The sequence below is a fragment of the Paraburkholderia sp. D1E genome (assembly GCF_052682275.1).
Window position 1 is genome coordinate 2,215,000 of sequence record NZ_JBQYMB010000001.1, and the last position, 13,441, is coordinate 2,228,440.

At 61.0% G+C, this 13,441-nt stretch carries 14 protein-coding genes and 1 pseudogene; 14 read left to right on the forward strand and 1 reads right to left on the reverse strand.

Going from position 1 to position 13,441, the window contains the following annotated elements:
- Positions 1-70: 70 nt before the first annotated feature.
- From ACUN0E_RS10115 to ACUN0E_RS10175, 13 genes and pseudogenes are all read left to right on the forward strand, one after another.
- Positions 71-373: a hypothetical protein gene (locus ACUN0E_RS10115; protein ID WP_408388093.1), complete on the forward strand. Its 303-nt coding sequence runs from the start codon at positions 71-73 to the stop codon at positions 371-373.
- Positions 370-1,803 (forward strand): TolC family protein, encoded by a 1,434-nt coding sequence (locus ACUN0E_RS10120; protein ID WP_445566487.1) that lies wholly within the window; start codon positions 370-372, stop codon positions 1,801-1,803. The genes ACUN0E_RS10115 and ACUN0E_RS10120 overlap by 4 nt, the downstream gene beginning before the upstream one ends.
- 1 nt (position 1,804) lies before the next feature.
- Positions 1,805-3,097, forward strand: coding sequence for a multicopper oxidase domain-containing protein (locus ACUN0E_RS10125; protein WP_408519843.1), 1,293 nt, complete (start codon positions 1,805-1,807; stop codon positions 3,095-3,097).
- A 180-nt stretch (positions 3,098-3,277) separates the two neighbouring features.
- On the forward strand, positions 3,278-4,246 hold the full coding sequence (locus ACUN0E_RS10130; protein ID WP_408227867.1) for a hypothetical protein: 969 nt from the start codon (positions 3,278-3,280) through the stop codon (positions 4,244-4,246).
- 187 nt (positions 4,247-4,433) lie between these two features.
- Positions 4,434-4,553, forward strand: coding sequence for a potassium ABC transporter ATPase (locus tag ACUN0E_RS10135; protein ID WP_201073569.1), 120 nt, complete (start codon positions 4,434-4,436; stop codon positions 4,551-4,553).
- Complete coding sequence (gene kdpF / locus ACUN0E_RS10140; RefSeq protein WP_028193906.1) at positions 4,550-4,645, forward strand: K(+)-transporting ATPase subunit F; 96 nt, start codon at positions 4,550-4,552, stop codon at positions 4,643-4,645. The genes ACUN0E_RS10135 and kdpF overlap by 4 nt, the downstream gene beginning before the upstream one ends.
- Complete coding sequence (kdpA, locus tag ACUN0E_RS10145) at positions 4,642-6,450, forward strand: potassium-transporting ATPase subunit KdpA (protein WP_445566488.1); 1,809 nt, start codon at positions 4,642-4,644, stop codon at positions 6,448-6,450. Before kdpF ends, kdpA begins: the two co-directional genes overlap by 4 nt.
- Positions 6,451-6,535: 85 nt before the next feature.
- Complete coding sequence (gene kdpB, locus ACUN0E_RS10150; protein WP_408228078.1) at positions 6,536-8,599, forward strand: potassium-transporting ATPase subunit KdpB; 2,064 nt, start codon at positions 6,536-6,538, stop codon at positions 8,597-8,599.
- A gap of 18 nt (positions 8,600-8,617) precedes the next feature.
- A pseudogene (gene kdpC / locus ACUN0E_RS10155) lies at positions 8,618-9,197 on the forward strand (potassium-transporting ATPase subunit KdpC).
- A 125-nt stretch (positions 9,198-9,322) separates the two neighbouring features.
- Positions 9,323-10,021, forward strand: a complete 699-nt coding sequence (locus ACUN0E_RS10160) for a response regulator (protein ID WP_445566489.1) — start codon at positions 9,323-9,325, stop codon at positions 10,019-10,021.
- A 118-nt stretch (positions 10,022-10,139) separates the two neighbouring features.
- Positions 10,140-10,355 carry a hypothetical protein gene (locus ACUN0E_RS10165; protein WP_408508282.1) on the forward strand — a complete coding sequence of 72 codons (216 nt, stop codon included), beginning with the start codon at positions 10,140-10,142 and terminating at the stop codon, positions 10,353-10,355.
- A 6-nt stretch (positions 10,356-10,361) separates the two neighbouring features.
- Positions 10,362-10,709 carry a hypothetical protein gene (locus ACUN0E_RS10170; RefSeq protein WP_445566490.1) on the forward strand — a complete coding sequence of 116 codons (348 nt, stop codon included), beginning with the start codon at positions 10,362-10,364 and terminating at the stop codon, positions 10,707-10,709.
- Positions 10,710-10,835: 126 nt separating this feature from the next.
- Complete coding sequence (locus tag ACUN0E_RS10175; protein ID WP_445566491.1) at positions 10,836-11,252, forward strand: universal stress protein; 417 nt, start codon at positions 10,836-10,838, stop codon at positions 11,250-11,252.
- A 33-nt stretch (positions 11,253-11,285) separates the two neighbouring features.
- Here the strand turns inward: ACUN0E_RS10175 and ACUN0E_RS10180 are convergent, their stop codons facing one another.
- Complete coding sequence (locus ACUN0E_RS10180) at positions 11,286-12,887, reverse strand: hypothetical protein (RefSeq protein WP_408388230.1); 1,602 nt, start codon at positions 12,885-12,887, stop codon at positions 11,286-11,288.
- A 79-nt stretch (positions 12,888-12,966) separates the two neighbouring features.
- On the opposite strand from ACUN0E_RS10180, the gene ACUN0E_RS10185 reads away from it, so the two are divergent.
- Complete coding sequence (locus tag ACUN0E_RS10185; protein WP_445566492.1) at positions 12,967-13,368, forward strand: hypothetical protein; 402 nt, start codon at positions 12,967-12,969, stop codon at positions 13,366-13,368.
- The last annotated feature ends 73 nt before the right edge of the window (positions 13,369-13,441 follow it).

Consider the following 13,441-nt stretch of genomic DNA (forward strand, 5'->3'; position numbering starts at 1 on the left):
ATGTTCAATTTCGCCTTGATGGCCGCACGTCACACGTCGGCCGTCCGGGTGACATACGACGAGACAATCAATGCGAACGTTTATTGCAGCGCTGCTCGGCGCGACGGCGGTATTGCCGGCGCTCGTGCACGCCACACCCATAGGCCCTGACCCGGCGGATTCCGCGGCATCGGTTCCGGCGGTCAATGTGCCGTCCGCCTTCGTGGGCTATCGGCCATTCCGGGAGCAGCAAGCGCCGACCTGGCAAGCGCTCAATCGCGCGGTGGCGAGTTCATCAGACGAGCCCGGGATGGAGCACGGTCAAATGCATTCAGGTGACGAGACCAACGGCGGCTCTAACCACGGCGCCCATCACGAGGAGCCGGCGAAATGAGGCCGCATCTTTTTCATCACGGCCGAGTCATCGTCGCCGTCACCGCGCTGGCGTTCCTCGCCGGCTGCGCGACGTTTTCGAAGGACGGCGGCTTCGACACCGTTTCCACAACAGCATCGCAGCGGCTTGAAAAAGACGCCGTGCTGGTCAAGACGGACGAAGACCGAAGCGCTGTCGCCAAACGCACTCAGGAACTGCTATCGCAGCCACTCGGCATGGACGACGCGATCCAGATCGCGCTGTTGAACAACCGCGGATTGCAAGCCTCATACAGCGAACTCGGCATCGCCGAAGCGGATCTGGTGCAGGCGGGACGGCTGCCGAATCCCGGCTTCACATTCAGCCGCACGCACGGCGGCAACGATCTGAGCATCAGCCGCACGTTCACGCTCGGCTTGTTGAACGTGCTGACGCTGCCGTTGGCGACACGCATCGAGGGCCGCCGTTTCGAGCAGACCCGGCTGCTCGCGGCGGACGCCATGCTCAAGGTCGCCGCCGATACTCGACGCGCCTATATCGGCGCGGTCGCAGCGAAGCAGTCCGCAACCTACGCCGAGCAGGTGAAGGACTCGGCGCAAGCCGGCGCGGAACTCGCATTGCGCATGCGGCAAGCCGGCAACTTCAGCAAGCTCGACTATGCGCGTGAGCAGGCTTTCTATGCGGAAGCCGTCGCACAACTGGCGAAGGCGCGGCAGCAGTCCGTATCCGCGCGTGAGAAGCTCACACGCACGATGGGTCTCTGGGGGCCGCAAGCGCAGTACGACCTTCCTGAGCGTCTGCCCGATCTGCCCGCAGCCCGGCCCGAGTTGCAGGACCTCGAGCGCTTCGCGATGCAGAACCGGCTGGACATTCAGGCGGCGAAACTGCAGACCCGGAGTGTTGCAAGCTCACTGGGCCTGGTCCAGGCAACGCGTTTCATCAATGCGTTGGATGTCGGCTATCAGAATAATTTCACGACCTCCGACGGCCGCGAACAGGGCTACGAGATCAGCGTCGAGATTCCGATCTTCGACTGGGGCACCTCGAAGGTAGCGCGCGCCGAAGCGATCTACCTGCAGTCGACGAACCGCGTTGCCGAGACCGCGATCAACGCGCGCTCGGAGGTTCGGGAATCGTATTCGGCCTATGTGACCGACTACGACGTTGCGAAGCACTATCGTGACGAAGTCGTGCCGATCCGCAAAACGATTTCGGACGAACTGCTGCTTCGCTATAACGGCATGCTCGCGAGCGTGTTCGAACTGCTCGCCGATTCGCGCGACCAGATCGGCGCGGTGAACAGCTATATCGACGCGCTCAAAGACTACTGGCTCGCGGAGACCGACTTGCAGCAGGCGCTCGGTGGCCGCTTGCCGACTCTCGCGATGGCTGCTGCGTCAATTACATCCATGACGCCGCCGGCGTCGTCCACAGATTCCGAAGGTCAATAACATGGTGTCTCGTCGAAATTTTCTCAGCGGCTCTGGGGCCGCGCTGTTGGGGGCGGCACTGGTCAGCAAGGCCGGCGCCGCGTCACTGCCTGAGGCGCCCACGATGGCCACGGCCACGATGCAGGCACCGCTCGCACCGCCGAATGGCCAGCCGTATACGCCCGTTGCCACGTTGAACGGCTGGTCGCTGCCGTGGCGCATGAAGAATGGATGGAAGGAGTTTCATCTGATCGCCGAGCCGGTGGTGCGCGAACTGGCGCCGGGTATGAGCGCAAACCTGTGGGGCTATAACGGTCAGGCGCCGGGTCCGACCATCGAGGCGGTCGAAGGCGACAAGGTTCGCATCTTCGTGACCAACAGGCTGCCCGAACACACCACGGTTCACTGGCACGGCATGCTTCTGCCGTGCGGTATGGATGGCGTCGGCGGTCTCACGCAGCCGCATATTCCGCCGGGCAAGACCTTTGTCTACGAGTTCCAGCTGGAGAAGCACGGCACCTTCATGTATCACCCGCACGCCGACGAGATGGTGCAAATGGCAATGGGCATGATGGGCACGTTCATTGTTCACCCGAAAGACCCGGATGTCATGCGGGTGGATCGTGACTTCGTATTCATCATGTCCGCGTATGACATCGACCCGGGCAGTTTCACGCCGCGCGTGAACGAGATGACGGACTTCAACATGTGGACGTGGAATGCGCGCGTCTTTCCGGGCATCGATGCTTTGCCGGTGCGGGCCGGCGATCGCGTGCGCATCCGCGTCGGCAATCTGACGATGACCAATCATCCGATCCATCTGCACGGCTATCACTTCGAAGTGGCGGGCACGGACGGCGGATGGATTCCGCCTTCCGCCCGCTGGCCCGAAGTGACCGCGGATGTCGCCGTCGGCCAGATGCGTGCCATCGAATTCACGGCGAACCGTCCTGGCGACTGGGCATTTCATTGCCACAAATCCCATCACACCATGAACGCGATGGGGCATCAGGTACCGAATCTGATCGGCGTGCCGCAGAAGGACCTCGCGAAACGGATCAACAAGCTGGTGCCGGACTACATGGCGATGGGCAGCACAGGTGGCTCGATGGGCGGGATGGAAATGCCGCTACCCGACAACACGCTGCCGATGATGACCGGCACAGGGCCGTTCGGCGCGCTGGAAATGGGTGGCATGTTCAGCGTGGTGAAAGTGCGAGAGGGGTTGGGGCGCAATGACTATCGGGATCCGGGGTGGTTCAGGCATCCCAGGGGAACGGTGGCCTATGAGTACACCGGGGAGATGCCGGACTGAGCTGGCAATGCCGCTCGCCTATCCAGGGAAAACCTTACCGGTCCTTTGTACGTTAGCTCACTAAGACGAGCCAGACTTACTTGGCTCGACTTTTTGAAATGCTATGCTGGGGCATCCATACCTTCGCAGCAAACAGGTGCGTGCCATTTCAAAGAATACCTAATTAATTAGGAGCCAGGTATGTTGAGAAAGGTGGTCGACCGGGCGAAACAATTCCGACGCAGCGAGGGGTTCAAGCATTCCGTGGCCACGCCGCGCCGGATTTCGCTTCATGCGACACAGCGCCTGAACAGGGGCATTTTTTCCATCGAGATTCAGGAGAACTCCGGGTTTTTCTCCGTGTTGCAGATGGTCCTGTTTATTCTGATGTATTGCGACGAGAAATGCCTTACCCCGTGTATTAGCGCACGCGGTGGGCTGTACGGTGACGCCGAAGGAAAACTGGACTGGTTGTCGGTTTTCTTCGAGTCTGTGCACCCTGCCTCGGGAGCCGCGCTCACCCATAAGGTGAGAACGTCGACAGTTCGCGACCTGGTTCAGTTGGGCTTTCGTCAGCGTTATGAGGCCAGGCTTCAACTCAGAAGCGCAAGCGAACTCTTCTTCGCGCACTATCGGCCGGCCACGCATATCTACGAAGAAGTCGACTCGATCTGCCGGAAGCTCGGGATCGGCACAACGACTCTTGGCGCGCATTTCAGAGGTACTGATAAAACGCTGGAAGCCATTCCGGTTTCATGGGGAAGCTTTTGCCGGCAGGTGGAATCGACGCTTGCGGAAAACCCGCAGCTCACCAATATTTTCGTATCGAGCGACGAGCAGGCGTTTATCGACTTTTTTATCGTCTGGCCATTCAGCAAGCCGGTCAGGGTAGCACCGGCAAAACACCTTGCACGTGGCAGCACGCCCGTTCACTTCAGTGGCTATCCGGGACTCGAAATCGGCCGCGAGGCACTGGTTTCCAGCTTGCTGCTGGCCAATTGCGGGTTCCTCGTGAAGACGCCGTCTTATCTGTCCGCATGGTCGAAAATATTCAATCCCTTACTTCCGGTCAAGCTCGTATCGCCTCCGCGCCCGGACGCATTCTGGTTTCCCGATAGCCAGCTCTGGCTCGAACAGGCCGCGCACGATAAAGCGGCTCGGGCGGCGTAGGCTGCTGTCTGGCGCCGGCTGCTCTAAAGGGGCAGCTCAAAGCGCCTGAAAGTCTCCCAGCAAGCCCATATAGCTGCGCCAGCCCGCAGATCTCTCGCACCACGCCCATCGTTTTTACGAAACTCCGCGAAGTATTAACGCTGCGTTTACGCGGATTTTCCTAGATTTCATGGTGCAGGAGTCCCTCGTGGGAGACCAGACCATGGATCTGCTTTACCTCATCGCAATCATTGCGTTCAGCGGCCTCGTCGCGGCCTTCGTGATTGGCTGCGACAAGCTTCGCCGCGCGCCCGGAGGCCGTCCATGACTACCTGGATGACCTGGCTCGCGGCGGCCTCGACGCTGATTCTGTTTGCTTACCTCGTGTACGCCTTGCTACGCGCGGAGGCTCTCGAATGAACTTCAATAACCTGTTTCAGCCCGGCCTGTACATCGTCGTGCTGATCGCGCTCGCCATACCACTCGGCCGTTATATGACCCGTGTGGTGGACGGTTCTTCGGTCGTTGTTCGCCGCATTGGGCGACCGATCGAAACCGCGCTCTACAAGCTCGCCGGGGTCGACCCCGGCGCCGAAATGTCATGGAAGCACTATGCGCTGGCCGTGCTGGTGTTCAACACGCTCGGTGTGCTCGCGGTGTATGGATTTCTGCGTTTGCAGCAATGGCTGCCCGCGAATCCGCAGGGTTTCGGACCGATGACGCCCGACGCCGCCTTCAACACGGCAATCAGCTTCGTGACCAACACGAACTGGCAGGACTACACGCCGGAATCGACCGTCAGCTATCTGACGCAGATGGCCGCGCTGACGGTGCAAAACTTCTTTTCGGCGGCCACCGGCATTGCTGTCGTGGTCGCACTGATTCGCGGCTTCGCACGCCATACGACGGCGACGATCGGTAATTTCTGGGTCGATCTGACACGTATCACGCTGTATATCCTCATGCCGCTCGCGACGGTTATCGCGCTCGTCTTCATCAGTCAGGGCGTGATTCAGAACTTCAGGTCGTACGAAGACGTGCCGACGCTGCAGGTGACGACGTATCAAATCCCGAAAACCGATGCTCAGGGCAACGCCGTCAAGGACGCCAAGGGCAACCCGGTGATGGTGGACAACAAGGCCGACAAGCAGACCATCGCCATGGGGCCGGTTGCGTCGCAGGAAGCGATCAAGATGCTCGGAACCAATGGCGGTGGCTTTTTCAACGCCAATTCCGCGCATCCGTACGAGAACCCGACGCCGTTCGCCAACTTCGTTCAGATGATAGCGATGCTTGTTATTCCGGCTGCGTTGTGCGTGGTGTTCGGCCGGATGGTGGGCGACCAGCGCCAGGGCTATGCGGTGCTCGCCGCGATGACGATCGCTTTCGCGGTCGCCTGTTGGGGCGAGATTTCGTCTGAGCAGAGCGGTAATCCGCTATTTACGTCGCTGCATGTCGATCAAACCGCATCGTCGCTGCAACCGGGCGGCAACATGGAAGGCAAGGAAACCCGCTTCGGCATCGCGCAGTCCGGCATCTTCACCGTGGCGACCACCTCCGCATCGTGTGGCGCTGTGCTCAACACGCACGATTCGTTGACGCCAATGGGCGGCTTCGTGCCGCTCCTGCTGATCGAACTCGGCGAGGTGATCTTTGGCGGCGTCGGCTCGGGTCTGTACGGCATGCTCGTGTTCGCTTTGCTCGCGGTGTTCGTGGCGGGCCTGATGATTGGGCGAACACCGGAATACATCGGCAAGAAGATCGAATCGTACGAAATGAAGATGGTGTCGATTGCCGTGCTGCTCACGCCATTGCTTGTGCTGGTCGGTGCGTCGATCGCCGTGCTGACGGCAGCCGGCGTGGCCGGTGTCGCCAATCCCGGGCCGCACGGATTCTCCGAGATCCTCTACGCCTACAGTTCGGCCGCCAATAACAACGGCAGCGCTTTCGCGGGCCTCTCGGTCAATACGCCGTTCTACAACGGAACGCTGGCCGTCGTCATGTGGTTCGGCCGCTTCGGTTCGATTGTGCCGGTGCTGGCGATCGCTGGATCGCTTGCCGCCAAGAAACGCATCTCCGCTACCGCCGGCACGCTGCCGACGCACGGCCCGCTGTTCGTCGTGCTGCTGCTCGGCACAGTGGTGCTGGTCGGTGCACTGACGTACGTGCCTGCGCTAGCGCTTGGCCCCGTCGTTGAACATCTGATCATGGTCACGGGACATTGACTGAGAGGATAGTATGACTAACGGACTCCAACCGCCGGTTCATCAGCCTGGCAACATCGGTCAGGCACGTAACGCCGCGCGCTCGATGTTCGATCCGTCGATTGCCCGGCCGGCCCTCGTCGATTCGTTCAGGAAGCTCGCTCCACGCCACCAGTTGCGTAACCCGGTGATGTTCTGCGTGTACGTCGGCAGCATTCTGACGACCATTCTGTGGATCGCCGCGCTCGGCGGCCAGGCCGAGGCGCCTGCCGGGTTTATCCTGGCGATCGCGCTCTGGCTGTGGTTTACGGTGCTGTTCGCGAACTTCGCGGAGGCGCTCGCCGAAGGCCGTTCCAAGGCCCAGGCCGCGTCGCTGCGCAGCGCGAAACGCGACGTGATGGCGAAGAAGCTGCAGGAGGCGCATCCCAAGTCGCCAATCCGCATCACCACAGCAACCGATCTGCGTAAAGGCGATGTCGTGCTGGTCGAAACCGGTGACGTGATCCCGGCTGACGGCGAGGTCATCGAAGGTGTCGCCTCGGTCGACGAGTCGGCGATCACCGGGGAATCCGCACCGGTGATCCGCGAGTCGGGCGGCGATTTTTCTTCGGTGACGGGCGGCACGCGCGTACTGTCGGACTGGATCGTCGTGCGGGTCAGCGTGAATCCGGGCGAGGCCTTCCTCGACAGGATGATTGCGATGGTCGAAGGCGCGAAGCGTCAGAAGACGCCGAATGAAATCGCCCTGACGATCCTGCTGGTCGCGCTGACGCTTGTGCTGCTGTTCGCTACGGCGACGCTGCTGCCGTTCTCGATGTTCTCGGTCGAAGCCGCGAAAGCCGGTCACGTGGTGACGATTACCGCACTGGTCGCGCTGCTGGTGTGCCTGATTCCGACCACGATCGGTGGGTTATTGTCGGCGATCGGTGTGGCCGGTATGAGCCGGATGATGCAGGCGAACGTGATCGCCACCTCCGGCCGCGCCGTGGAAGCGGCCGGCGACGTTGACGTATTGTTACTCGACAAGACCGGCACGATCACGCTCGGCAATCGCCAGGCTTCGGCGTTCACGCCCGCGCCGGGCGTCACGGAGGAACTGCTCGCCGACGCCGCGCAGTTGTCGTCACTCGCCGACGAAACACCGGAGGGGCGCAGCATCGTCGTGCTCGCGAAGCAGCGCTTCAATATCCGCGAACGCGATATGCATGCGTTGCAGGCAACCTTCCTTGCCTTTAGCGCACAGTCGCGCATGAGCGGTGTCGATCTGCCCGACCGCGAGATTCGCAAAGGCGCCTCCGATGCGATCAAGCACTATGTCGAGGCGCACGGCGGCCGTTTCCCCGCGGAGTTGACCGCCGCGGTGACGGAAATCGCGCGGCGCGGCAGTACCCCGCTGGTCGTCGCGCAGCAGGTACGCGGCGAGAGCGCCGCACGCTGCATGGGCGTGATCGAGCTGAAGGATATCGTCAAGGGTGGCATCAAGGAGCGCTTCGCTGAACTCCGCAAGATGGGCATCAAGACCATCATGGTGACGGGCGATAACCGTTTGACGGCTGCAGCGATCGCCGCCGAAGCCGGCGTGGACGATTTTCTCGCCGAGGTAACACCTGAGGCGAAGCTGACGACGATTCGCATGCACCAGGCCGAAGGGCGGCTCGTGGCGATGACCGGCGACGGCACCAACGACGCCCCGGCGCTCGCGCAAGCCGACGTGGCGGTGGCGATGAACACCGGCACGCAGGCCGCGAAGGAAGCCGGCAACATGGTCGACCTCGATTCGAATCCGACCAAGCTGATCGAGATTGTCGAGATCGGCAAGCAGATGCTGATGACACGCGGCTCGCTCACCACGTTCTCGATTGCGAATGACGTCGCCAAATACTTCGCGATCATCCCGGCGGCGTTCGCGACGACCTATCCGCAACTGCGTGTGCTCGATGTGATGCATCTGAGCTCACCGTCGTCGGCGATTCTGTCGGCGGTGATTTTCAATGCGCTGATTATCGTGGCGCTGATTCCGCTCGCGCTCAAGGGCGTGAAGTACCGGCCGCTCGGCGCGGCCTCGCTGTTGCGCCGCAATCTGCTCGTCTACGGCCTGGGCGGGATACTGCTGCCGTTCCCGTTCATCAAGCTGATCGATATGGTGCTGAACGTGTTCGGCTGGGTCTGACCCAAGAGGGTGAACATCATGAAAACGCTGCTTCGTCCACTACTCGTCCTGTTCATCCTGATGACTGTGATCACCGGGGTGGTTTATCCGATCGTCGTGACCGCAATCAGTCATGTGGCATTCGCGGCGCAAGCGAACGGCAGTCTGATCGAGAAGAACGGCAAGGCCGTAGGCTCCGCGCTGATCGGCCAGCAATTCGACGCGCCGTACTATTTCTGGGGACGCCTGTCGGCCACCACACCCCAGCCATACAACGCGCAGAATTCGGGTGGGTCGAACCTCGGCCCGACCAACCCCGCACTTGCCGACGAAATCAAAGGCCGTCTCGATGCATTGAGGGCCGCCGGTAACGACATGTCGCAACCGGTGCCGGTGGATCTCGTGACGTCGTCAGGCAGTGGCCTCGACCCGGAGATCAGCCCTGCGGCGGCCGCTTATCAGGCGGTGCGTGTGGCGGGCCCGTGGTCTGCCGGTGGATCAGGTGGCGAATCTTGTTGCGCGTAATACGTCGGGGCGGCAGTTCGGTATCTTCGGTGAGGCACGCGTGAATGTGCTGAAGCTCAACCTGGCTTTGGACGATCTCAAGCCGATGCATTGAGCCCGTTGCCTGGCTGTTGCTGCTTTGCCGGCGCACGCCTGAAGCGCGCCTGTTCAATAATCTTTGGAGACCCCGCCTGGACGTTGGCCGCGACCTTAACGGGGTGCTGTCGACGTGGCCCATTCATGAGCGATCCCACCGTTACAGTCGTTGTGATCGACGCTGACAAAGCCATTCGCCGTTTCGTTCGCACGTACCTCGAAGCGGCGGGTATGAGTGTCTTCGAGGCGCAGACCGGCGCACAAGGCCTGGCCCATGCTGCGACAAGGCTGGCGGATCTCGTCATTATCGATCTGAGTTTGCCGGACATGGACGGCATCGAGGTGATCCGTGAGTTGCGCGGCTGGTCCGCGATGCCGGTGATCGTCCTGTCGGCGCGCAGCCGCGAGGAAGACAAGGTCGCCGCGCTCGACGCCGGCGCCGACGATTACCTTACTAAACCCTTCGGCTTACCCGAGCTGAGTGCCCGGATCCGCGCGCATTTGCGCAGGCAGGCCAACGGCGGCAAGGTTGGCGTGCCTCAGGTTCAGTTCGGCCTCGTCACGGTCGATCTCGGCGAGCGGACGGTGGTGCGTGGCAGCCGGATCGTCCATCTCAGCCCCACCGAATATCGCCTTCTCTCCGCGCTGGTGCGCCATGCGGGGCGAGTGTTGACGCATGAGCAACTGCTCGGCGAGGTATGGGGCCCCTTGCAAACCGACAACCACCACTATCTGCGGATCTACATGGGGCATCTGCGCCACAAGCTCGAATGCGATCCCGCGCATCCAGAACACATTGTCACCGAGGCCGGCGTGGGCTACCGGTTGGTCGGCGCGCGGTGAATTTCACAGAATTTTTATAGCGCCGGCGGTAATCGTTTCTCGGCCTTTACGGCGTTGCCAGTAGAGTTTGAGTCTGGCGTTCCGCCGCAAGAAAAATCTGTAATTGGCTGGAGGTTGTATGGCATTCAAACAAACAAAGGGCAACGTGACTGTCGAGGCTTGTGTGTTTCCCGCACCGGGCAACATGTTCAAAGGCGCACTGTGTGTGACGACAACCCGGCAAGACAAACAGATCCAGCAGGTGACCGGACGTGGCTGCGGCCGGCCGATGCGTGATTCAGGCGAAGCACTGGCCCTGGCCGAGGTGGAAGCACGCCGGATGCTGGAGGTTTGAGATTCCATGACGCCCTCAAGACCCGCCATGATGCTCAGAGGGATGTGCAAGGTTGTCGCCATCGCCTTCGTCACCAATCAGGTTCTCACGACTATCTTCACGTACGTCGCGCAGCAACTCGATGCCACGCTGCCTCATGAAACGATCTGGCTTTTCAGTTGTGTGACATGCGGGCTGCTAACACTGTGGCTGCAATCCGATGCACGGCGCGCGTTCGGCTTCGCACGTGCAAAGGGTTTCGTAAAGACGGGCGGCGACAGGAAGCAGGATCTGCAGATTGCTGAGGATTGTCCGAAGCGGTGGCTCGTGATTTTGCATATCGAACTGAATCCTGCTGCGATACAGGCATCGTGATGACGCTTGGTGCCGCTGCGCAATTTGCCTCGTCCGATACGGCAAAAACGCGGCTGAGATTTTTACGCGACTTTAACGCGGCTTTGGCTAAGCTCAGAGTACCAGATAGCGGTCCCGGAGTTTTCAATGATACGAATGTTGATCCCTGTTCTCGACCACGGCGGCGCAATAGAAGCCGCGCGTTACGCGGCGTTCATGTTTCTGGAGCGCGGCGTAACCGAAGTCGAATTGCTGGAAGTACTTGAGCCGGTAGATCAGGGGCGCGCGGCGGCCTTTCACAGTCGAAGTTCGCTGGTGCGTCAGGAAAAGCAGGCCATGCTGAAGGCGTTGATCGACGTCCGCACGATTCTCGAAGAAGCCGGCGTGCCATATCACTGGAAACGCGTCTTCGGCCACCGCACGAAAGCGATCGCCGACTACGTGGCGACCACCCAGCCCGACGTGATGGTGATCGATGCCAGTCATATGGGCTTCTTCCGAAGACTGGCCATGCTCGCCTCGCTGGCGAGGCGCACGGTTACCCCGGTGACGATGGTTCACTGACACTGAATCACCCTACGTTCATCGGCAGCACCGCTATTGCCCCGTGTAACCCACAGGTGCCGTGTACTTGCCTTGTATCGCATTCGAATTCGCCAGCACAACGTAAATGGGCGACTCGGTCAGCGTGAGATTCACCACGCCGTTCGTATAGGCCACTGAGGTCACATTGCCCATCATGTCGATGACGCTCACGTTGCCATTCGTGCCGGTTGAGTTCACGGTCAATGCATAGCCGGTGCTATAGGTTGAACTGTATGTACCCGACGACGTCGGCCAGTTCGAATTGTTGTGTGTCCATAGCGCCGCGATCACCGAACCTGAATTCAGTTGCTGGAATGCGTAGCCATAGACCATCGAAGGAAGTCCGTTCAGGACTCCGAGCGTTTGCGTTCCGTCCAGAACGCGGGTCAGCGCGGCGAACGCCAGCGCTTCTGGTTTGGGGCTCAGATTGGTTGCGCCGTATTGCCCCTGTGGATCGGTGAGATCGAAGAACGTGCCGATGCCCACGTCCGCCGGATAGTCCGCGCCGTAGAAGAAGTAGGTGACCTGGGCACCCTCGCCGAGCATGATCAAATGCGCGCGCAATGCGACGGCGGCCTGCCCGTACAGCTGGTTCGCCGGCGGATAGTTCGCCCCGTAAGCCGCGCCGGAGTCGTAGGTGATGCCGAGTTCGGTCACCCACAGGCGCATGTTCGGCTTGACCGTCTGCATTTGCGAGCGCAATGACCTCATCTGCTGATCGAGGGCGTTCGCGACATTCGAGGGATTCGGATCGGTGTCGTATTGTTCGGGAGGATGCGCCGCGAACGTGCCGGCGTTGTAGTAACCGTGTGTCGTCACACCGTCGATGTATTTGCCGAGCCCCAGCGGGGCATAGGTGGCAAGATATCCCTGCGTACATTGCGTCGAGCAGTTTGCAGGAAAGACATTGGACGTGCCCATCACAACCGCGTTCGGATCAGTCGAATGCAGACCTGCATAGACGGCCGCGTACATCGCGATGAAGTTGGCGGTCGAATCGACCCATTGAGGCTCCCACGTTACCTGGTAGTAGTCGTTTTGCTGATTGGGAAAATACTGCTGACGGATCGCGGCGCTATCGGTGCCCACGCGCGCCATGTAGTTCTGATAGTAGGTTTCGTTCGTCGGCGCGTTTGTATCGTCCTGAAAGGCACCCGTCGGACTGGCCCACGCGGGAATGCCGTCCAGCCTGATGAGCCGCATGATCTTGCCGTTCGTGTAGAACGGATCGAGATCCGATAAGGCCGGCGTCCACGTATTCGCAGCATTGGGCTCCATGGCGGACAGCTCACGGTCGTCGATCGTTTGGGCGATGCCGAGCGCCGCGAGCATCGGGCCATTGTCGTTGAAGCCTTGCATGCCGAAGCGGTGCTGTTCCTGATGCGCGTAGCTAACAGCCGGTATCGTGCCGGACAGGTTCGGCAAGATACCGAACGTGGCAATGCCGGTTGGGCGCGTGCCCGATTGCGGCAACGTGCCGCCCGCGTGCGACAGCGTCGCCGTGATCGCGAAGTAACCTGCCGCGGTGCTCTGGCACGATAGTGTGCTGGACTGCGTCCCACTCGGCACGGCGAACGAGCCGCCGCCCTTGATGCTGCCCAGTTGATCCTGCATTGACCAGACAACTGTGTCCGCCGATTTCGCCGTGGTGACGAACGACACCTGAAAGTTGCTGCCCCGATTGAAGAGGCGGGTGCCGTCGCTGCTCGGCGTGTCGGCGGCGATCAGGCCGTTGGCGGTGCCTCCGGCTGTAGTCGTCGGTGCCGCGCAGGCGATCGCAGACGTTGGTGTCGGTGTTGGCGTCGGTGTTGGCGTCGGTGTCGGTGTTGGCGTCGGTGTTGGCGTCGGTGTCGGTGTCGGTGTCGGTGTCGGCGTTGGCGTTGGCGTTGGTGTCGGTGTCGGCGTCGGTGTGGGCGTCGGCGTCGGCGTTGGTGTTGGCGTTGGCGTCGGTGTCGGTGTCGACGCCGGTGCCTTCGGAATCCAGCAGTACTTCGAAGTCCCGTACGCCGGGTCAGTGCCGAAAGCCGTGTTGCTGCAAGTCGTGCCGTTGGTGAAAACTTTGCTCACGTTATTTGCAGTCGTGCTTGCGCCGTAAAGCACGGTCATCTTGCCGGTGAACGAACAGCGCGCGTTTTCGACTGCGCATTGCGTCCAGGCAGGAGCCGGTG